Annotated in this window: 19 protein-coding genes; 5 read left to right on the top strand and 14 right to left on the bottom strand. The window is 71.0% G+C overall.

Features of this window, described 5'->3' with window-relative positions:
• Positions 1-6: 6 nt before the first annotated feature.
• The 5 genes from pgsA to AC3RKA_RS05105 form a co-directional block, all read right to left on the bottom strand.
• Positions 7-618, bottom strand: coding sequence for a phosphatidylinositol phosphate synthase (pgsA, locus tag AC3RKA_RS05125; protein ID WP_004167587.1), 612 nt, complete (start codon positions 616-618; stop codon positions 7-9).
• Entirely contained in the window at positions 618-1,298 is a 681-nt protein-coding gene (locus AC3RKA_RS05120) for an HIT family protein (protein ID WP_004167588.1), read from the bottom strand. Before AC3RKA_RS05120 ends, pgsA begins: the two co-directional genes overlap by 1 nt.
• Positions 1,295-3,313, bottom strand: coding sequence for a threonine--tRNA ligase (gene thrS, locus AC3RKA_RS05115; RefSeq protein ID WP_004167591.1), 2,019 nt, complete (start codon positions 3,311-3,313; stop codon positions 1,295-1,297). The genes AC3RKA_RS05120 and thrS overlap by 4 nt, the downstream gene beginning before the upstream one ends.
• Before the next feature lie 109 nt (positions 3,314-3,422).
• The gene (locus tag AC3RKA_RS05110) at positions 3,423-7,121 is read right to left on the bottom strand and encodes a DNA polymerase III subunit alpha (protein WP_004167592.1); all 3,699 of its coding nucleotides are present in this window, start codon (positions 7,119-7,121) and stop codon (positions 3,423-3,425) included.
• Positions 7,118-7,444 (bottom strand): DUF6504 family protein, encoded by a 327-nt coding sequence (locus AC3RKA_RS05105; protein ID WP_004167593.1) that lies wholly within the window; start codon positions 7,442-7,444, stop codon positions 7,118-7,120. The genes AC3RKA_RS05110 and AC3RKA_RS05105 overlap by 4 nt, the downstream gene beginning before the upstream one ends.
• Positions 7,445-7,919: 475 nt before the next feature.
• Between AC3RKA_RS05105 and AC3RKA_RS05100 the strand changes: the two genes are divergently transcribed.
• Complete coding sequence (locus AC3RKA_RS05100) at positions 7,920-8,645, top strand: DUF6318 family protein (RefSeq protein ID WP_004167594.1); 726 nt, start codon at positions 7,920-7,922, stop codon at positions 8,643-8,645.
• 479 nt (positions 8,646-9,124) lie between these two features.
• Positions 9,125-9,595 carry a PKD domain-containing protein gene (locus AC3RKA_RS05095; RefSeq protein ID WP_004167595.1) on the top strand — a complete coding sequence of 157 codons (471 nt, stop codon included), beginning with the start codon at positions 9,125-9,127 and terminating at the stop codon, positions 9,593-9,595.
• A gap of 68 nt (positions 9,596-9,663) precedes the next feature.
• Here the strand turns inward: AC3RKA_RS05095 and AC3RKA_RS05090 are convergent, their stop codons facing one another.
• The 3 genes from AC3RKA_RS05090 to AC3RKA_RS05080 form a co-directional block, all read right to left on the bottom strand.
• Positions 9,664-10,380: a hypothetical protein gene (locus AC3RKA_RS05090; RefSeq protein WP_232502387.1), complete on the bottom strand. Its 717-nt coding sequence runs from the start codon at positions 10,378-10,380 to the stop codon at positions 9,664-9,666.
• Positions 10,381-10,472: 92 nt separating this feature from the next.
• Complete coding sequence (locus tag AC3RKA_RS05085; protein ID WP_004167597.1) at positions 10,473-11,330, bottom strand: SOS response-associated peptidase; 858 nt, start codon at positions 11,328-11,330, stop codon at positions 10,473-10,475.
• Between the two features lies 1 nt (position 11,331).
• Positions 11,332-11,568 carry a hypothetical protein gene (locus AC3RKA_RS05080; protein WP_004167598.1) on the bottom strand — a complete coding sequence of 79 codons (237 nt, stop codon included), beginning with the start codon at positions 11,566-11,568 and terminating at the stop codon, positions 11,332-11,334.
• A 203-nt stretch (positions 11,569-11,771) separates the two neighbouring features.
• Here AC3RKA_RS05080 and AC3RKA_RS05075 point away from each other — a divergent pair, with 203 nt between their 5' ends.
• From AC3RKA_RS05075 to AC3RKA_RS05065, 3 genes are read left to right on the top strand one after another with little or no spacing between them, the layout of a single operon-like run.
• Positions 11,772-12,866, top strand: coding sequence for an S-(hydroxymethyl)mycothiol dehydrogenase (locus tag AC3RKA_RS05075; protein ID WP_004167599.1), 1,095 nt, complete (start codon positions 11,772-11,774; stop codon positions 12,864-12,866).
• Entirely contained in the window at positions 12,866-13,522 is a 657-nt protein-coding gene (locus AC3RKA_RS05070) for an MBL fold metallo-hydrolase (RefSeq protein ID WP_004167600.1), read from the top strand. Before AC3RKA_RS05075 ends, AC3RKA_RS05070 begins: the two co-directional genes overlap by 1 nt.
• A gap of 32 nt (positions 13,523-13,554) precedes the next feature.
• The gene (locus AC3RKA_RS05065; protein WP_004167601.1) at positions 13,555-14,175 is read left to right on the top strand and encodes a uridine kinase family protein; all 621 of its coding nucleotides are present in this window, start codon (positions 13,555-13,557) and stop codon (positions 14,173-14,175) included.
• A gap of 27 nt (positions 14,176-14,202) precedes the next feature.
• Here the strand turns inward: AC3RKA_RS05065 and AC3RKA_RS05060 are convergent, their stop codons facing one another.
• The 6 genes from AC3RKA_RS05060 to nrdF form a co-directional block, all read right to left on the bottom strand.
• Positions 14,203-14,973 (bottom strand): lipoate--protein ligase family protein, encoded by a 771-nt coding sequence (locus AC3RKA_RS05060; RefSeq protein WP_004167602.1) that lies wholly within the window; start codon positions 14,971-14,973, stop codon positions 14,203-14,205.
• Positions 14,970-15,836 (bottom strand): thioesterase family protein, encoded by an 867-nt coding sequence (locus AC3RKA_RS05055; protein ID WP_004167604.1) that lies wholly within the window; start codon positions 15,834-15,836, stop codon positions 14,970-14,972. Before AC3RKA_RS05055 ends, AC3RKA_RS05060 begins: the two co-directional genes overlap by 4 nt.
• A gap of 88 nt (positions 15,837-15,924) precedes the next feature.
• Complete coding sequence (locus AC3RKA_RS05050) at positions 15,925-16,602, bottom strand: methionine ABC transporter permease (RefSeq protein WP_004167605.1); 678 nt, start codon at positions 16,600-16,602, stop codon at positions 15,925-15,927.
• Positions 16,599-17,693 carry a methionine ABC transporter ATP-binding protein gene (locus tag AC3RKA_RS05045; RefSeq protein ID WP_004167606.1) on the bottom strand — a complete coding sequence of 365 codons (1,095 nt, stop codon included), beginning with the start codon at positions 17,691-17,693 and terminating at the stop codon, positions 16,599-16,601. Before AC3RKA_RS05045 ends, AC3RKA_RS05050 begins: the two co-directional genes overlap by 4 nt.
• Positions 17,694-17,696: 3 nt before the next feature.
• A complete protein-coding gene (locus AC3RKA_RS05040) occupies positions 17,697-18,602 on the bottom strand; it encodes a MetQ/NlpA family ABC transporter substrate-binding protein (RefSeq protein ID WP_080556403.1) in 906 nt (301 codons plus the stop codon).
• 510 nt (positions 18,603-19,112) lie between these two features.
• Positions 19,113-20,096 (bottom strand): class 1b ribonucleoside-diphosphate reductase subunit beta, encoded by a 984-nt coding sequence (nrdF, locus tag AC3RKA_RS05035; RefSeq protein WP_241179122.1) that lies wholly within the window; start codon positions 20,094-20,096, stop codon positions 19,113-19,115.
• Between the last annotated feature and the right edge of the window lie 82 nt (positions 20,097-20,178).

Here is a 20,178-nt window from a genome sequence, read left to right as displayed (position 1 = left end):
GGCCGGTCAGGAGTCGTCGCGTGCCTGGCGGCGTACCACGGCCATGCGCTGGCCGACGGTGACCAAGGAGGCGGCGGCGAGCAGCCCCAAGGTGACGGCCAGGACGACCGGGGGCAGACCGAGGCCGGTGAGACCGGCGACCACGAGGGTGGCCACGAGCCGTTCGGCGCGCTCGGCGATGCCCACGTGCGCGTTCCAGCCGAGGGCCTCCGCCTTGGCACGCACGTAGGAGACGAGCATGCCCAGGGCGAGGCAGGCGCCGGAGAGCGCGCCGACCGCGGGTGCGGCGCCGACGCCGAAGCCCCACAGGCACAGCCCGAGGAACACGGCCGCGTCCTGCACGCGGTCCAGGGTGGAGTCGAGGAACGCGCCCCAGCGGCCGGTGGACCCGGCCTCACGCGCCATGATCCCGTCCACCAGGTCCGAGAACACGAACGCGGTGATGAAGAGCGTGCCCCAGAACAGGTGCCCCAGGGGGAAGAGCACGAGCGCGCCCAGGCTCACGCCGAGCGTGCCCACGACCGTCACGGTGTCCGGACTGACCCCGGCCCGCAGGAGCGTACGGGCCACCGGGGTGAACAGGCGGGTGGTGAGGTCGCGCGCGTGACGGTCCAGCATCAGGCGGGGTCTCCGGCCCCTGGGCGAGGATGCTCGGCCGCGGCACGGGCGTTGGCCGCCTGGCGCGCGGCGTGGTCCTGGGCGGCCCGGTCCCAGACGTCCGCGAGGATCTGCCGGGTCTCCCCCAGGGTCTGCGACATGTTCTTGGTCCGGGCGATGATCGGCAGGAAGTTGCCGTCGCCGGTCCACCGCGGCACCACGTGCTGGTGCAGATGGGCCGCGATCCCGGCGCCGGCCACCGCCCCCTGGTTCATGCCGAGGTTGTAGCCGGACGCGTCGGCGGCCTGGCCGAGGGCGAGCATCGCCGTCTGGGTCAGCTCCGCCATCTCGGCGGCCTCCTCCGTGGTGGTGTCCGTGTACAGGGGCACGTGGCGGTAGGGGCAGACGAGCAGGTGACCGGGGTTGTACGGGTACAGGTTCAGCACCACGTAGGCGGTGCGGCCGCGGTGGACGATGAGGGAGTCCTCATCGTCGCGCTGCGGGGCCGCGCAGAACGGGCAGGTGTGCTCGTCCTTGACCTGGCCCGTCCCCTTGGAGACGTACGCCATGCGGTGGGCGTTCCAGAACCGCTCGAAGGCGTCCGGGGCGCCGGGCAGCTCGAAGCCGTCCATGGCGGCGGCGTCCGCCGACGCGCGGGCCTGCGCCCGCGCGTCGGATCCGCCGGTGCCGGGGCTGGTCATGGGGTGACCTCGCGCTCGCGCACCGCCTTCACGATGCGTTCGATCGCCTCCTCCACCGGCACGCCGTTGTCCTGGGTGCCGTCGCGGAAGCGGAAGGACACGGCGTTCGCCTCCCTGTCCTCGCCGCCGGCGATCAGCACGAACGGCGCCTTCTCCTTGGCCGCCGTGCGGATCTTCTTCGGGAAGCGGTCCGAGGAGTCGTCCAGGCGCGCCCGGATCCCCTCGGCGCGCAGCTTCGCGACGACGTCGTCCAGGTAGTCGTTGAATGCCTCGGCCACGGGGATGGCCACGACCTGCTCCGGGGCGAGCCAGGCCGGGAACGCGCCGGCGTAGTGCTCGGTGAGGACGCCCAGGAAGCGCTCGATGGAGCCGAAGAGGGCGCGGTGGATCATCACGGGGCGCTGACGGGTCCCGTCGGCGGCCTGGTACTCGAGGTCGAAGCGCTCGGGCAGGTTGAAGTCCAGCTGGATGGTGGACATCTGCCACGTGCGGCCGATGGCGTCCCGGGCCTGGACCGAGATCTTCGGGCCGTAGAACGCGGCGCCGCCCGGGTCCGGGACGAGCTGCAGACCGGAGGCCTCCGCGACCTCGGCGAGGGTGCGGGTGGCCTCCTCCCAGATCTCGTCGGAGCCGACGAACTTCTCCGGGTCCTTAGTGGAGAGCTCGAGGTAGAAGTCGTTGAGGCCGTAGTCCTTGAGCAGGTCGAGGACGAAGTTGAGCGTGGTGGTCAGCTCCTCCTTCATCTGCTCGCGGGTGCAGTAGATGTGGGCATCGTCCTGGGTCATGCCGCGCACGCGCGTGAGCCCGTGGACCACGCCGGACTTCTCGTACCGGTACACGGAGCCGAACTCGAACAGCCGCAGCGGCAGCTCACGGTAGGACCGGCCCCGGGAGCGGTAGATCAGGTTGTGCATGGGGCAGTTCATCGGCTTGAGGTAGTAGTTCTGCCCCTGGCGCGTGATCTCGCCGGTCTCGGGATCACGGACCTCGTCGATGTGCATGGGCGGGAACATGCCGTCCGCGTACCAGTCGAGGTGGCCGGACACCTCGTAGAGGTGCTGCTTGGTGATGTGCGGGGTGTAGACGAACTCGTAGCCGGCCTCGGTGTGGCGCCGACGGGAGTAGTCCTCCATCTCCTTGCGGATGATGCCGCCGCGCGGGTGGAACACGGGCAGGCCGGAGCCGAGCTCGTCCGGGAAGGAGAAGAGATCCAGCTCGGCGCCGAGCTTGCGGTGGTCGCGGCGCTCGGCCTCGGCGAGGCGCTCCTGGTAGGCCTTGAGGTCGTCCTTGCTGGCCCAGGCGGTGCCGTAGATGCGCTGCAGCTGCTTGTTCTTCTCGTTGCCGAGCCAGTAGGCGGCGGCGGAGCGGGTGAGCGCGAAGCCGTTGCCGATGAGCTTGGTGGAGGGCAGGTGCGGGCCGCGGCAGAGGTCGCACCACACGGCGTCGCCGGTCTTGCGGTCCACGTTGTCGTAGACGGTGATCTCCCCGGCCCCGACCTCCACGGAGGCGCCCTCGCCGGCGGTGTCCGCGGCGTCCTTCTTGCCGAGCAGCTCGAGCTTGTAGGGCTCGTCCGCCATCTCGGCGCGGGCGGTCTCCTCGTCCACGACGCGGCGGCGGAAGGTCTGGCCGGACTTCACGATCTTCTGCATGAGCGAGGAGATCTGCTTGAGGTCCTCGGGGGTGAAGGGCTCGTCGACGTCGAAGTCAAAGTAGAAGCCGTCCGTGATGTACGGGCCGACGCCGAGCTTGGCGCCCGGGCGCAGCTGCTGCACGGCCTGGGCCATCACGTGGGCGGTGGAGTGCCGCAGCACCTCGAGGCCCTCGGGCTCCGTGATGTCCACCGACTCGACGGACGCGCCGGCGGGGATCTCGCGGGCCAGGTCCCAGAGCAGGCCGTCCACCCGCATGACGGCGGTGGTCGGCTTCTCGCGGAAGAGGTCGAGGCCGGTGGTGCCGTGCGTCACCTCCCGCAGCTCTCCGTCCACGGTCAGCAGGATGTTCTTCGGCTCCGACACGGTGCTCCTTCGAGGTCTGGCTTCGGGATCGGTGGCGTACGGGGGCCACCGTCGGCCGCGTCCCATTCTAGGGGCGCGGTCGGACGGCGGGGCACGGAGGCGGACGGTCTCATCTGTCCGGGGTGGGCAGCAGCTCCCACGTCTCCGGGTGGGGCACCGGGATCGGGGTGTGCTCCGGCGCGGGCCGATCGGGTGCCGTGCGGCCGGGGCGGGCCCCGCCGGCCGGCCCGACGTCGGTGCGCACCTTCACGGGCCAGCCGCCCGTGCCGTGGTGCGGGATGTCCGGCAGGGACTGCGCCCCGGTGCCCGCCCGGCCGCTGCGGCGCGCGGCGGCGGCACGGCGGTCTGCCGCGAGCCAGTCCCGCCACTGCTGCCGAGTGGCGTCCAGGTAGTCGGGGTCCGGGAGCGTCTCGGGTCGGTGCAGGTCCCAGGCGCGCACGGCCTGGACGGACACGGCCCGGTCGCCGGTGCGCCGGACGGTGCCCTCGATCAGCAGGAGGCGGGCGGAGAAGAGCATCTCCCCGGAGGCGTGCTGGGCCTCGGTGAAGAAGGAGGCGTCCACGCAGCCGGTGCCGTCGTCCACGGAGAGGAACACCACCCGCTTGCCGCTGCGCATGGGCGGGGTCTGGGTGGCCACGCGCACCCCGGCCACGAGCACCCGGGACTGCGTGCGCAGCCCGAGCAGGTCCTTCGCCCGGGTGACGCCGAGCGCGTCCAGGTACGGGGCGTGGGAGTCCATGAGGTGGGCGGTGACGTCCAGGGCGGTGAGCTCCAGCTCGGTGCGGACCCGGGCGGCCGGGCCCGGTTCCGGGAAGAGCGGGGCGAGGGCGGTGAGCTCGGTGTCCGGCAGGTCCAGGGCCAGCTGGCCCTCCACCTGCCGCGGACGGGCGGACCGCGAGCGCGGGGCGGTGCGGCCGGGGGCGGTGCCGCGGGTGGTGGAGTGCTGGAGTTCGAGGTGGTGGACGAGGTCGGTGCGGGAGGCGCCGCCGGGTGGGAGGAGGCAGTCGAGGGCGCCGAGCTGGGCGAGGCGTTCGAGGTTGCGGGCGGTGGGGCGGGCGCGGTCGCGGACGTCGGCGAGGGAGCGATAGGGGCGGCCGGCGTCGAGGCGGTCGGTCTCGGCTTCGCTGAGTCCGGAGAGGCTGGTGAGGGGCAGGCGGATGCCCCAGCGGCCGGGGGCGCCGTCGTCGACCTCGGGGTGGGCGGGGACCCATTCGACGTGGACGTGGCGGGAGGAGGCGTTGACGTCCACGGGGAGGACGGGGATGCCCATGCGGCGGGCCTCGGCGACCATGAGGCGGGCGGGGTACATGCCGGGGTCGTGTTCGAGGATGGCGGCCATGAAGGCGGCGGGGTGGTGGGTCTTGAGCCAGGCGGAGTGGTAGGTGGGGACGGCGAAGGCGGCGCCGTGGGCCTTGCAGAAGCCGAAGGAGCCGAAGGCGGAGAGGGTGGCCCAGACCTCGTCGATGACGTCGAGGGAGTAGCCGCGGGCGAGGGCGCCGGTGCGGAAGGCCTCTTCGACGAGGTGTTCCTGCGGGCCGCCGAGGAGGCGGCGGTGCTCGTCGGCGCGGGCCAGTCCGCAGCCGGTCATGACGTCCATGGTGCGCAGGACCTGTTCGTGGAAGACGGTGACCCCGTGGGTCTCGGCGAGGACGGGCCGCAGGTCGGGGTGCGGGTAGTGGGCGGGTGCCCAGCCGTGCCGCTGTTCGAGGAAGGGTCGGACCATGTCGGACTGCATGGGGCCGGGGCGGAAGAGGGAGATGTCCACGGTGAGGTCGTTGAACTCGCGGGGGGCGAGCTTGCCGACGAGTTCGCGCTGGCCCGGGGACTCGATCTGGAAGCAGCCGAGGGTGTGGGTGGTGCGGATCATCGCGTAGGTGGCGGGGTCGTCGAGGGGCACCTGTTCGAGGTCGATGCGCTCGCCCGTGGTGCGTTCGACCTCGGCGATCGTGTAGGCGATGGCGGACTGCATGCGCACGCCGAGGATGTCGAGTTTGAGGAAGCCCATGGGGTCCATGTCGTGCTTGTCGAACTGGCTCATGGGCAGGCCCATGCCGGAGGGCTGGACGGGGGTGCGGTGCAGCAAGGTGGCGTCGCCGAGGATGACGCCGCAGGGGTGCATGGAGATGTGGCGGGGCAGGCGGTCGAGGCGTTCGGTGAGGTCGACGAGCAGGTCCAGCTGGCGGTCGCCCTCGGCGCGGCCGGACTCGATGCGGCGGGAGAGGCCGCCGAGTTCGGGCATGCGCTGGAGGGCTTCGCGGAAGTTCGAGGCGGAGAAGCGCCAGAGCTGCTTGGCGATGGCGTCCACCTCGGGTTCGGGCATGCCGAGGGCGAGGCCGGCGTCGCGGACGGCGCCGCGGGCCCGGTAGGCGTTCTGCATGCTCATGAGGGTGGTGCGCTCGGCGCCGAAGCGTTCGACGACGGCGTGGTAGATCTCATGGCGGCGGGCGGACTCCACGTCGATGTCGATGTCCGGGAGGGTGGAGCGGTCGGTGGAGAGGAAGCGCTCCATGATCAGGCCGTTGGCCATGGGGTCGACATGGGAGATGCGCAGGGCGTGGTTGACGAGGGAGGAGGCGCCGGAGCCGCGGGCGGCCACGCGGATGCCCATGCCCTCGATGAGGTCGACGACGGCGGCCACGGTGAGGAAGTAGGAGGAGAAGCCGAGTCGGGTGATGATGCCGAGCTCGTGCTCGGCGCGGTCCTGCAGGTCCCGGGCCGCCTGGCTGGTGCCGGGGAGGCCTCCCCCGGTGTGGAGGTGGGGGTAGCGGGCGAGGAGGCCGGTGCGGGTGCGCTCGCGCAGCACGTGCTCCGGGGGGCCGTCGATGCCGATGACGGCGGCCTCCGGGACGCGGGGCACGCCCCAGCCGAGGTCGGTCTCGGGGTCGAGCGCGCAGGCCTCGGCGAGGCGGCGGGTGGCCTCGAGCAGGGGGGCGGGGCGGTCGTCGGCGGCGAAGGCGATCTCGTGGGCGATGCGGTGCATGGCGGCGGTGGACTTGAGCCAGCCCTGCCCGTTGGGCTGCAGGTCGTGGAGGGCGTCGAGGGAGCTGAGGGCACGGACGGCGTCGAGGACGTCCGCGGTGGCGGCACCGTCCGGGGCCGCGTAGCGCACGGCGTTGGTCAGGACGGCGGGGATGCGGGCCTGGCGGGCGGCGCGGAGGGTCTTCACGGCGTGCCCGGTGTCGAGGCGTCGGCCGGGGGCGGAGAGGTGGGTGACGACATCGGCGTGGGGGCTGCCTGCGGGCAGGGCCGCCTTCCAGCGGCGCAGGGCGGTGAGGCCGGCCGCGTACCGGCGGCGGGCCAGGTGGCGGCCGACGTCCGAATCCGGACCGAGGAGGACGAACAGCTCGGGGGTGGGCGGGTTGTCCCGGTTGGCGGCGGTGGGGACACGGCCGGCCGCCGCGGCGGCGAGCTCGGCGACGCTGGCCCAGGGGCTGCCGCCCGCCGCTCCCCCGGTGGTGCGGGCGTGGGCGGCGGAGACGAGCTCGCACAGGGAGCGGTAGCCCGAGCCATGACAGCCTCCTCGGGCGAGCACGACCACGCGGCCGGCCTCCTCGTCCTCGCTCCACCGGACGGCCAGGTCCACGCCCACGATCGGGGTGATGCCGTGGCGCAGGCAGGCGCCCACGTGCTTGGCCATGCCGTAGAGCCCGTCGCGGTCGGTGCAGGCCAGCAGGTCCATGTCCGCGGCCGCGGCGGCGGCCACGAGGTCCTCGGGCCAGCTGACTCCGTAGTGGGCGCTGAACGCGGAGGCGACGTGCAGGTGGGCGAAGGGGGCGGCGTCGCGTCCGGCCGCAGCGGCCCGGCTCATGCCGACCGCCTCAGGTCCTGGGCGTGCTCGTGGACGCGCACGAGCCGCCACCGGCCGGAGTCCAGGTGGTGGGCGACGTCGAGGGTCTGCAGGGGCGCGGCGCCGACCCGGGCCAGGCGGACCTGCAGCCGCCACATCTCGTGGTCCACGAGACCGGCGCCGCGGCCCTTCTCCGCGCGGACCTCCTCCGCCCACCAGCGGCGCCGCTCGAACCAGCGCACGGGGCGCTCTGCGAGGACGTAGTCCCGCCCGTTCCAGCGCAGCCCCTGCGGGGTGCCGTCTGCCCCGCACTCCACCGCCACCGACTGTGTGAGGACTCCCATTCTGCTTCTCTCCCTGTGCACTGCTGACCGGATCGACGACGGGGTGCCGTCGGGCGATGGGAGCGCGGCCCGTCCGGCGGACCGGACGCGGGGAAGAAGTGGGAAGGTGGGGCCGCACCCCCGATCGTACTCGAACATGTGTTCGAATGCGATGGGTGCGAACGTAGGGTAGCCGCCGGACACGTTAAGGACGCATGGCCCCGAGACGGGCGAGGCCGGGAACGCCCCTTTCGTGAGGCCGGCTGGCCGAGTCCTGGCCGTGGGCCTCGAACCCGACCCTGGGGCGCACATGCACGAGAAAATCGTCTCTTGGGCCGGAAGAAGTGCGCCGGCACGGTCCTGTGGACAATGCGAGCAGGACCACAATCCGTCTGCGTATACTCCGAACCAACCGGGCCTCGCATGCCACGAGCACCGCGCTGCGGGATCAGCGCGGGAGGCACGGACACACGACGGACGTCCAGTTGGAGGGGAAATGTCTCTCACCGCACCCGGGCGCGCCCTGCGCCGCCACCGATTCGCCCAGGCCGGCACGCTCAGCGTGGCCTTGGCGCTCGCACTGACCGCCTGCGGCGGGCAGTCCGAGCCCGCCGAGTCGTCGACGACGTCGCCCTCGTCCGCCAAGCCCGCCGTCGAGACGTCCGCGCCAGCGAGCACGAGCGAGACCGCGGGCGTCAGCTCATCCCCCACGGCCACGACGAGCGAGTCCGGCGAATACGTTCCCGCGTCTGCTGACGGTCCCGCGCGGAACGTGCCCAAGCCGGAGATGCCCGCCGCCATGAAGGAAGAGACCAAGGAGGGCGCCGAGGCGGCGATTCGCTATTTCTGGGACGCGCACTACTACGCCGAGCAGACCGGAGACACGGAACTCCTCGACTCTCTCTACAGCGAGTATTGCGAGTTCTGCCAGTTCAGCTCGCACGACCTGCAAATGATCTACAAAGACGGGGGGTGGTATACCGGTACTGAGGTACAGATCGATTCGATTCTGACTCATCGATCCGAAACCGGGTATGTTTCGACACTCCTTGTCACCACGGGCACAGGAACGGGGTACGCCAAGGGCGGGGTTGTTCCCGAGAACGGGGATGTGGAAGCGGCCTCCGAGCAGCCTTGGATCGCGGAGGTCTCGTTCAACCCCGAATCTTCACACTGGATTGTTGACGAGATGTCATATGAAGGTTCGATCGGATCTAACTGATGGGGCGCATCTGGATTGCATTAGTGGCATTATCAATCAGCCTCATGTTCGTGCCTGCCACTGCCGCCGCCACACCTTCACACGCACAAGACATCGAGTCGTGCACTTCTTCGAAGAGCCACTACTCAATAAATAAAAAGGGCATTGCGGCGAATAAGAGATGCTCAGATAGACACTCATCAATCTCGAGTTCAGTTGTTGCAACTGATGGCTCAGCGACCGCCGACCGCCCGGACCCACGCCTAGAGCACAAGACGGTCAGTGCATGCTTCTCAGGGCAGCTGGGCAATCCGGATTTCGAGAGCTGCCGAGAGCAAGAGGCGAACTTCTGCCCCGAAGGCTCATGGATCCGCGCACAGACGACAGACACTCGTCAACCTGATGCGAATCCCGTCTATGGCGCCCCCAAATGTTGGACGGCCAAGGCCTCCAGCAACGGCGCCCCGCCCGTCTCCATCGACGAGGTCCGCACGCTCCTCGTGCTGGAACCTGAGATCCGGTCGGACAACGGCGGACGCGGGATCCGCAATGCGGAGACGAACTTCTACGCAGATGCCGAGACGCGCACGCTCGTCACCACCCTCAACGGGGTCGAGGTCGAACTCCGCGCCACGCCGGTGAGCTTCCACTGGGATTACGGGGACGGCTCCCCCACCAAGACCACCTCAGTCGCAGGCCAGAGCCAGCCGGAGTTCAACGTCCCCACCCCCACGAGCCACGTGTACGAGGACACCGGGCAGTACACGGTCCGCCTCACCACCGTCTACATCGGCGAATACCGGGAGGCCGGGGGCGAGTGGGTGCTCATCCCGGGCACTATCAGCCTCGACTCGGCCCCCGTCACCGCGAACATCTGGCGCACCATCACCCGCAATGTCGCCGATGACTGCAGCGTCGACTCCTCAGCCTGGGGCTGCACCGGCCCCATCGAATCCGCTCCGGCCGGCTGAGCACAGACCGCGGGGCGGCCGACGGTCTCCCGTCCACCGCCCCGCGGCCCCCTCGTCGGGCGGGTGCGTCAGACCCGGCGCGCCCGCCCCCGGGTCAGGAGCACGAGTCCCGCGCCGAGGGCCGCGAGCGCTCCGAGCGCGCCCGCCGGAACGTCACGCCCGGTCTCGACCGTGTCCGGGGTCGTGTGGGTCTCCTCCCCGCCCGTTCCCTCACCCGGCTCCTCCCCGGCCACGGGGGCCGGAGTGTCGACGGGCTCCTGCTCGGCGGGCGGCACCGGGTCCGCCTCGCCGGGAGACGGGGCGTCCTCCCCCGCCGGCATGTTCAGGGCCCGGGGCTTCTGTCCGTCCGCGAGCGACTCAACGCGTGCATAGAGGTCGGACCGCTCCGCGTCCTGGGTGATGATGACGTCCTCACTCTTGGTCACACCGTCCAGCGACCAGTCGAGGACGAGGCGGTCGTCGGTCGGGTATGTCGCGTCGGCGAGGTAGTGAAACCCGGTGAAGAAGTCCAACGTGGTGTCGCGCCAGAGGGCACCCCAGCGCGGACCCCACGAGAGTTCCGCGACCGCCGCGTCGTCGCCCAGGCCTTCGGACCGGAACGGCAGCAGCACGCCCGGCTCGGCGTGCTCCAGCGTGGGGAACCGCTCGGGGTAGTCCCCGAACACGGGGTCGGCCAGGCTGTGCTCGCCCCACGCGTAGACGAGCCCGGCAGAGGGGCCTATGTCGCCCTCCGGAGTGCCGGCGGCCTCGTCGTAGAGGGCGGCGGCCACCGGGGTGCCGTCCACGGACAGGGTGAACAGGAGATGACCGTCTCCAGCCTCACCGCGGCACCGCGTTCCCGCGCGTCACGGGAAGGTCATCCTCGTCGCCCCGTCCCTCAGAGCAGCGTGCCCTGCTGCTCTCCCATCTCCTGGGTGAGCTCCGGCCCATTGTTCCGGACATTCCCCACGGCGCTCCCCACGGGCCGCAGCGACCAGCCCGCCGCGACGTCGTACGCGCCGGCGCACACCTGGCCCACGAGGGCGTCGGCTTCTTCGGCGGACCCGAGCGTGTCCGGGGTGAGCCACCGGTCCATCGTCTCGGCGTCCATGGGCACGGGCATCCGGTCGTGCAGCTGGCCGAGTGCGGCGAGCACCGGATCGTCGTCGTCCGCGTCGGGTGCGGCCATGGTGAGGATCGTCGTCGAGAGGACCCAGGCGTCCTCCCCCGCGGCCTGAGCCTCGGGGTCCTGCCACCACTCGTACAGGCCGGCGAACCAGATGACCGGCCCCTCGCCGTCCCCGGCCCCGGCCGGGTGCACGTAGTAGGGCTGCTTCTTCGCGGCCCGCCCGTCGGGACCCTTGGCGCCAGGCTCCGGCGTCTTCCACTCGTAGTAACCCTCCACCGGCACGGCGCAGCGGCGGGCGCGGACGGCGGCCCGGAACGTCGGCTTGGAGGCCACGGTCTCGGAGCGTGCGTTGAACGCACGGGACCCCACGGACAGCTCCTTCGCCCACGGCGGAACCAGGCCCCATCGGGCCACGTGGATCCGCCGGGTCACCCCGGCACCGGCACCGCGGTCGCCCCCACGGGAGCCTCCTGCGCCGACGTCGTCCACGTGCGCCACGAGGATCGGCACCTCGGCTGTCGGCGCCACGTTCCAGCTCTGGCGCAGCACCAGATCCTCATTCGTCTCGGCGTCACCCAGGGCCACCAGATCGCTCGTAGCGCGGGCCATCACGTAGCGGCCGCACATGTCAGCGGTCCCTCCCGTCCCGGCCGCGCTCGACATACATCCACGCGATGCCGAGGGCGAAGCCCATCGACGCCCAGCCGGTCACGCTGCCCCAGGGCCTCTCGGTGCCCAGTCCGAACACCACGCCCAGGCCGACGCCGATCAGCAGCCCCACCAGCGGGATGCGCCACTGCGTGAGCGTGTCGGCACCGGCCGGAGCCGCGTTCGCCTCGTCCTCGTCTATGCCATCTCGTGCCACGGTTCGCCCCTCCGTTCGCATCGGTGTTGCGGGTCAGGTTGCAGTCTCCCCTGGCCGCCGCGGTGACGCCACACATCAGGACCCCGGCTGCTCACCGATGCGTCGCACAGGGTCCTGTGATGGGATGGGCAGAACGAGCCCGCACGCCGCGCCGCCCCACGCATGCGCGGCATCGGGCAGACCCCACCACCAGGAGGAACAGCGTGTCCCAGAAGGTCCGCGGCGTCGTCGCCATGGCGAAGGACGCCCCCGTCACCATCGAGACCATCGTCATCCCCGATCCGGGACCCGGCGAGGCCGTCGTCGACATCAAGACCTGCGGCGTCTGCCACACGGATCTGCACTACCAGCAGGGCGGGATCGGGGACGAGTACCCGTATCTGCTCGGCCACGAGGCCGCGGGTGTGGTCTCCGCGATCGGCGAGGGCGTCGACCACGTCAAGGTCGGCGACACCGTGATCCTCAACTGGCGCGCCGTGTGCGGCGAGTGCCGCGCGTGCCGGAAGGGTGAGCCGAAGTACTGCTTCAACACCCACAACGCGACCCAGAAGATGACCCTCGAGGACGGCACGGAGCTGTCCCCGGCCCTGGGCATCGGGGCGTTCGCGGACAAGACGCTCGTCCACGCCAAGCAGTGCACCCAGGTCGACGGCGTCGACACGCCCGAGGAACAGGCCGCGGTCGGCCTGCTCGGCTGCGGGATCATGGCCGGCATCGGCGCGGCCATCAACACCGGCGAGGTCAAGCGCGGCGAGTCCGTGGCCGTGATCGGCTGCGGCGGCGTCGGCGTGGCCGCGATCGCCGGGGCGAAGCTCGCCGGCGCCACCACGATCATCGCGGTGGACATCGACGCCAAGAAGCTCGCCAAGGCTGAGGAACTCGGCGCCACCCACACCGTGAACTCGAAGGACGAGGACCCCGTGGAGGCCATCCGCGCGGCGACCGGCGGCTTCGGCGCCGACGTGGTCATCGAGGCGGTCGGCCGCCCGGAGACCTACGAGCAGGCGTTCTACGCCCGGGACCTGGCCGGCCGCGTCGTCCTGGTGGGCGTGCCCACCCCCGGCATGGAGCTGAAGCTGCCCCTGCCGGAGGTGTTCGGCCGCGGCGGCGCACTGAAGTCCTCGTGGTACGGCGACTGCCTGCCGGAGCGCGACTTCCCGATGCTCGTGGACCAGTACCGCCTGGGCCGCCTGCCGCTGGACGAGTTCGTCACGGAGACCATCGCCCTGGATGAGGTGAACGAGGCCTTCGAGACGATGAAGTCCGGCGACGTCCTGCGCTCGGTGGTGGTGCTCTGATGGCACGCATCGATCACCTGGTCACCTCCGGCACGTTCTCCCTGGACGGGGAGACGTTCGACGTGGACAACAACGTGTGGATCGTCGGCGGCGCGGAGCAGTGCGTCGTCATCGACCCGGCCCACGACGCCTCGGCCGTCTGGAAGAAGGTGAACGGCCGCCAGGTGCTGGCCATCGTCCTCACCCACGGCCACGATGACCACATCCGCCAGGTCCAGGAGTTCCGCCAGATGGTGGACGCCCCCGTGCTGCTCCACCCCGCGGACCGCATGCTCTGGGACGACGTCTTCCCCGACGAGGAGCCCGACGGCGCGCTCGCCGAGGGCGACGTCCTGCGCGTGGCCGGCGTCGAGCTGCGGGTGCTGCACACCCCCGGTCACTCCCCCGGCTCGGTCTGCCTGTACGCACCCGCCCTGGGCGAGGCCGGCGACGACGGCGCCCCGACCGGCGTCGTGTTCTCCGGCGACACCCTGTTCCAGGGCGGGCCCGGCGCCACCGGCCGCTCGTACTCGGACTTCGACACGATCATCGAGTCCATCCGCGAGCGTCTGTTCCCGCTGCCGGAGGCCACCGTGGTCCACACCGGCCACGGCGACTCCACCACGATCGGCACGGAGAAGCCGCACCTGCAGGAGTGGATCGACCGCGGCCACTGAGGACGCCCCGAGGTGGGGGAGAATGGTCCCCCGTGACCATCCTCCCCGCCTCGCCCCCTCCCTCTGTGATCCTGCTCGGCGGCGCGTCGGGCTCCGGCAAGTCCTACCTGGCCCGGCGGCACGGCCGGCCCCACCTCTCGCTCGATGCGTTCTACCGTCCGCAGTCGGACGACGGCGCCGCGGGCGGGCCCGGCCCCGTGTTCCCGCGCACCCCGTACGGCGAGATCGACTGGGACCACCCCGGAACGTGGGATGAGCAGGCGGCCGTGGACGCCGTCGTCGAGCTGCTCGAGGAGGGTGCCACGCGCGTGCCCGACTACGACATCTCCACGTCTTCCGTCCGCGGGCACAGCACCGTCGCGCTCGAGCCGGGCGGGGTGATCGTGGCGGAGGGCATCTTCGCCGAGCGCATGCCCGCCGCCCTGGACCGGGCCGGGGTCCACTACGCGGCCTGGTACATCGACCAGGCGCGGACCACGACGGCGGCCCGCCGGTTCGTGCGCGATGTCGCCGAACGCCGCAAGCCGGTGCCGTTCCTCGTGCAGCGGGGCTGGTCCCTGTATCGGACGGACGCGGCCCGCCGGGCGGCGGCCGTGGCGGCCCGCTTCACCCCGCGGCGCAAGCGGGAGATCATCGCGGATCTCACGGCCTGACGGCCCGCCCGCAGCCAGTCCGTGCCCTCAGCCGGAGGTGCCCGCGGCGAGGACGGCGAGCTGCTCGTCCACGACCTCGAGACCGGCGGCGGCTGCCCACGCCGTGTACTCCTCCCGCAGGGCGGCGGCGAACGCGGGAACGCTCACCCCGGGGCGCACGTCCTCGGCCGCGCCCGCCGTGCGCGGGTCCATGTCCAGGCCGAGCTCCCGGTAGACGTCGACGAGCACGGCCCGCAGCGGGGCGGGGTCGGACACCACCACGTGGGTGGAGAACAGGAACGCCCCCTTCACCACGCGCTGCGCGGAGCCGGCCAGCTTCACCGGGTATGTCGGCGCAGGCCCCTGCACGGAGAACTCGCCCGGGCAGTACTCCCCCGGGATCTCGCCCACGGAGGCGGGCACGTCCATGCGCGCGAACGCCCGCACGAACAGGTCGGCGAACTCGGCGAACCGAGCCTGCTGCGTGAGCGCCGCGTCCTCCTGCTGGCTCAGGTGGTCCACCACCAGGCAGCCGTGGTGGTAGGCCGCCGCCCGCCCGCCGGCCCGGCGCACCACCGGCTCGAAGCCGTGAGCGCGGGCCGCCGCGGCCGCGGCCGCGAAGCCGGGCAGCCGCGCGTCGCGCTGGCCGAACGCGACCGTCGGTTCGGGCACGTAGACGCGGATCAGGTCGTCGAGGGCCCTTCCCTCTGCCGCGGCGGCGCGGAAGACGGCCAGCTCGTCCATGGCCCAGTCGAGGTCTTCGACAGCCCCGAGGGTCCGCTCCTGCACGGCCCAGCGCAGCCGGGGGGCTGCGCTCACAGGCCGCCCTCGACCGGCCAGGAGCGCAGGGTGAGGGTCTGCTCGACGTGGGCGAAGGGGCCGTCGTCGTCGTGGAGGACGGTGCTGGTCAGGCCCACGCCGTCCGGGCCCACCGTGACCTGCCCCGCGAGGCCGAGCCAGGGGCCGGTGGGCTCGCGGTACAGGTGGATCTGCAGGTCCACGTTGGGGAAGAACCACCCGCCCGGCTTCGCCGGCAGGGCCGGGGCGATCCCGTTGGCCGCATCGGTGAGGCTGATCAGGCGCACCAGGTCGCTCGTGCTCTCCCCCGCCACCATCTCGCGGTCCGTGGTGAGCCACACCCGGCCGTGGCCCGGCCCGTGGCCGGGCAGGATGACGCCGTCGAGGGAGGCGATGTACCCGCCTCCCCATCCGTGGAGCGCGTTGTGCGCCTGCGCCTGCGAGCGCGGCGGGAGGGGCTCGTCCGGCAGCTGGGCGACGGCGGCGGTGTCCGAGGTGGACAGCAGCCAGGCGCGCAGGGTCAGCACGGTGCGGCCCCGGGCGTGGAGCACGGACTCCACGAGCTCGATGGTCCGGCCCGGACGCAGGGTGCGCGTGACCACCTCGAGCTCGCCCGACCAGAGCGTGCCCAGGATGTCGTAGGAGAGCCGTCCCACCCGCAGCCCGGGGGTGGTCTCGTGCGCCGCCACCTCGTGCAGCAGCAGGCCCGAGACGGCGGCCATGTGCATCTCCTCTTCCCGCCATGCGCCCTGGGCGTGCACGGTGGAGCGCACGCGGGAGGTGCGGACGCCGTCGGCGTCCACGGCGGGCTCGCCGAGACGGACGTAGAAGGCCAGGGGATCGTCGGCGACGGAGGTCGCGGAGGTGGAGGTGATGTCGGTCATGGGCCGAAGTCTGCCAGAACGACGACGACGGCCGGTGACGTCCCCGCGGGGATGTCACCGGCCGTCGTGGCGTGGGCCGCGCCGGGGTTCAGCGGCGCATGACCTTGCGGGCGACGCCGTTGCCGATCAGCTGCAGCGCCTGGACGAACACGATCACCACGATCACGGCCAGCCAGGTGACCTCCGGACGGAACCGGTTGTAGCCCTCCACGATGGCGAAGTTGCCGACGCCGCCGCCGCCGATGATGCCCGCCATCGCGGACATGTCCACGAGCGAGATGATCACGAACGTGAAGCCGAGGATCAGCGGGCCGAGGGCCTCGGGCAGCACCACGGTGCGCACGATCCGCATGCGGGAGGCGCCCATCGCGCGGGCGGCCTCGATCACGCCGGGGTCCAGCGAGACGAGGTTCTGCTCCACGATGCGGGCGATCCCGAACGTCGACGCCCAGATCATGCAGAACACCACGGCGGTGTTGCCGATGCCGATGCCGAGCACCGCGATGGTCAGCGGCTGCAGGGCGGCGATGAGGATGACGAACGGGATGGGCCGGATCAGGTTCACCACGAAGTTCGTGACCACGTAGACGGCACGGTTGGCGAAGATGCCGCCCGGGCGCGTGGTGTAGAGGACGAGCCCGATCAGCAGGCCGAGGATGCCGCCGAGGACGAAGGCCCAGCCGACCATGTAGAGGGTGTCCCCCACGGCGGTCAGCAGCTCGGGGCCGTAGTACCCCCAGTCGAGGTTCTGGAATCGTTCGATCACTGGTGCACCTCCTGCACGTCCCCGGCGCCGGCCAGCTCCGCGACGAACGCGTCCACCGCGGCGGCCTCGCCCGTGAGCGCCACGGTGAGCAGGCCGTACGCGGAGTCTTTGGTGGCGGACATGCCGCCGTGGACGATCTCGAAGCCCACGCCGCGCGTCGATGCGGTGCCGAGCACGGCCGAGACCGCGGCGGAGTCCTTGAGCGAGACCATGATCAGCCGACCCTCGGTGCGCGCCCGGATGCGGGCCACCTCGTCGGCATTCGGCCGGTCCTTGAGCGCCGTGGCCACGAAGGACGCGGCGTCGGCGGAGTGGGCGGGCCGGGAGAAGAGGTCGTAGACCTTGCCGGTCTCCACCACACGGCCGGTGTCCATCACGGCGACACGGTCGGCGATCGAGCGGATGACCTCCATCTCGTGGGTGATGGCCACGATCGTGACCCCGAGCTCCTCGTTGACGCGGCGCAGCACAGAGAGCACCTCGTGCGTCGTCGAGGGATCCAGGGCGCTGGTGGCCTCGTCCGCGAGCAGGATCTCCGGCTCGGCGGCCAGGGCGCGGGCGATGCCGACGCGCTGCTTCTGGCCGCCCGAGAGCTGCTCCGGGTAGTGCTTGGCCTTGTCCGCCAGGCCGACGAACTCGAGCAGCTCCGCCACGCGAGCGCGGCGCGTGGAGCGCGGCCAGCCGGCCGTGTCCAGGGCGAACTCGATGTTCCCGGCCACCGTGCGAGAGGTCAGCAGGTTGAACTGCTGGAACACCATGCCGATGCGGGTGCGCAGCGGACGCAGCTTGGCCTCGGAGAGGTGGGACACCTGCTGGCCCAGCACCGTGACGGTGCCCGAGGTCGGCTTCTCCAGCCCGTTGATCATGCGGATCAGGGTGGACTTGCCGGCGCCGGAGAAGCCGATGACGCCGAAGACCTCGCCGCGGTTCACGGTGAGCGAGACGTCGTCCACGGCCTTCACCCCGGCACCCTTCTTGGCCCCGAAGACGCGGCTGACGTGGTCGAAGACGATGACCGGCTCCCCCGGGGCGCCCTCAGCAGGGCGCCCCGGGGTGACCGCGTCACGGTCGGACGTATGGGAACCTGCCATGGATCAGGCGCCCTGCTTCGCGATCGCGTCCTGGTACTGCTTCAGGGTCTCGTCGATCTGGGCGGCGTCGAGCTGCACCGGCACGCTGGTGCCGGAGGAGAGCTTCGCGGACTCGTCCAGCACGGCCTGCTCGTGGTACAGGGCCGCGATCTTCTTGTAGGTCTCGTTGTCGCGGTCCTCGCGACGCACGGCGAAGCCGTTGACGAACGGCTTGGCGGAGTCGGCCTTGGGGTCGTCCTTGAACAGGGCGGTGTTCGTGTCGATGCCGGCGTCGGCCGAGAACGTGTTGTTGATGACCGAGCCCTGGACGGACTCGAGCGCGTTCACGGTCTGCTGGGCGGCCACGGTCTGGACCTTCACGGTGGAGGCGGCCTCGTCGATGTCCTTGGGCTCCGGGCGGATGGTCTCGTTGGACAGCTTCAGCAGGCCGGCGGCGACGAGCACGTTGATGGCGCGGGCCTGGTTCACGGTGTCGTTCGGGATGGCGACGGTGTCGCCCTTCTTGAACTCGGAGACGTCCTTGTACTTCTTGGAGTACAGGGGCAGCGGGATGATCTCGGTGGTCCCGATCAGCGTCAGGTCCTTGCCGGAGGCCTGGTTGTAGTCGGCCAGGTAGGCGATGTGCTGGAACCAGTTCATGTCGATGTCGCCGTTGTCCAGCGCCGGGTTCGGCTGCGTGTACTCGGTGAAGTTGCGGATCTCGACGTCGATGCCGTGCTTCTCCTTGGCGAGCTTCACCAGGGCGCGGTGCGTCTCGTTCTCGGACACGACGCCGATGCGCACGGTCTGGGCGCCGTCGTCGCCCTTCTTCTCGGCCTGCGAGTTGCAGGCGGTCAGGGCGAGCGCGCCGACGGCGGCCAGGGACAGGCCGGCGAAGGAGCGGCGGGAGATGTTCGAGGGGGTCGTCATGGGGTTCTCCTTGGAGGACGGTGCGACGTCGCCGACGCGGGTGGGCACGGCGGGTGCGGAACGGTGCGGGGTAGGCCGTGCGGTGGGTGGTTCCCCGCGGGGCACAGCACGGCGGGCGGGGGGGCGGGAGACGCCCCGAGCCGGAGGCCGGGATCCTTTCGAACGCTGCTCTTGCCCGTCCCCCAGTCACCGCGGGCTCCCCTCGAGGGGTCTGCACGCAGCGGAGGCGGGCCGCTTCTCGGTCCGTTGCCACCCGTGAACATGGGGTTGGCGAGCGGCTCGTCGTGGGACCACGTGGACCCGCCGAGGCGGGATCCACAGCCGCTTCTCCTGAAGCTGGGCCCAAGCCTATCGCAGCGTGTGCGCTCCAGCCGGCGTGATGGTGACGCGCAGCGTCATACTGCGGGGACCGGGCACCGGAGTGTGGTGCATCTCGCGAGACGACGACGGCCGGTCGCCTCCGTGGGGAGGCGACCGGCCGTCGTCGGGACGGGGCTCAGGCGAGCGGGATCAGAAGTCCCAGTCCTCGTCCTCGGTGTTCTCGGCCTTGCCGATCACGTAGGAGGAGCCGGAGCCGGAGAAGAAGTCGTGGTTCTCGTCCGAGTTCGGGGAGAGCGCGGAGAGGATGGCGGGGTTCACGTTCGTGGTCTCGGCCGGGAACATGGGCTCGTAGCCCAGGTTCATCAGCGCCTTGTTCGCGTTGTAGTGCAGGAACTTCTTCACGTCCTCGGCCAGGCCGACGGCGTCGTAGAGGTCATGGGTGTACTCGACTTCGTTCTCGTACAGCTCGAATAGCAGCTCGAAGGTGAAGGCCTTGAGCTCCTCCCGCTTCTCCTCCGGCAGGGTCTCGATGCTCCGCTGGTACTTGTAGCCGATGTAGTACCCGTGCACGGCCTCGTCGCGGATGATCAGGCGGATCAGGTCGGCGGTGTTGGTGAGGCGGGCGTGCGCGGAGAGGTACATGGGCCAGTAGAAGCCCGAGTAGAAGAGGAAGGACTCGAGCAGGGTGGAGGCGATCTTCTTCTTGTACGGGTCCTGGCCGTCATAGCGCTCCACGATCAGGCCGGCCTTGGCCTGCAGGTTCCGGTTCTCACGGGACCAGCGGAACGCCTCGTCGATCTCCGGGGTGGAGGCCAGCGTGGAGAAGATCGAGGAGTACGACTTCGCGTGCACCGACTCCATGAACGCGATGTTCGTGAGGACGGCCTCCTCGTGCGGGGTCATGGCGTCCGGGATGAGGGAGACGGCGCCCACGGTGCCCTGGATCGTGTCCAGCAGCGTCAGGCCCGTGAACACGCGCATGGAGAGCAGCCGCTCCTCATCCGTGAGGTGGGACCAGGACTGGACGTCGTTGGACAGCGGCACCTTCTCCGGCAGCCAGAAGTTGTTGACGAGGCGGTTCCACACCTCCACGTCCTTCTCGTCCTGAATGCGGTTCCAGTTGACCGCCTCGACGAGGTGGGACTGCTGGGTCTCGGTCACGGCAGGGCACATCCTTCAGAAGAATTCGTTGGGAATCCGCGGATTCCGGGGGCTCTCGAGAGCACGGTCATCGGGGCGCGGGTCCGGGACAGTC

It is taken from the genome of Micrococcus sp. iso_229 (assembly GCF_058072725.1).
Note: the sequence above shows the minus strand (reverse complement) of the source record. Positions and strands in the feature narration are given on the sequence as shown.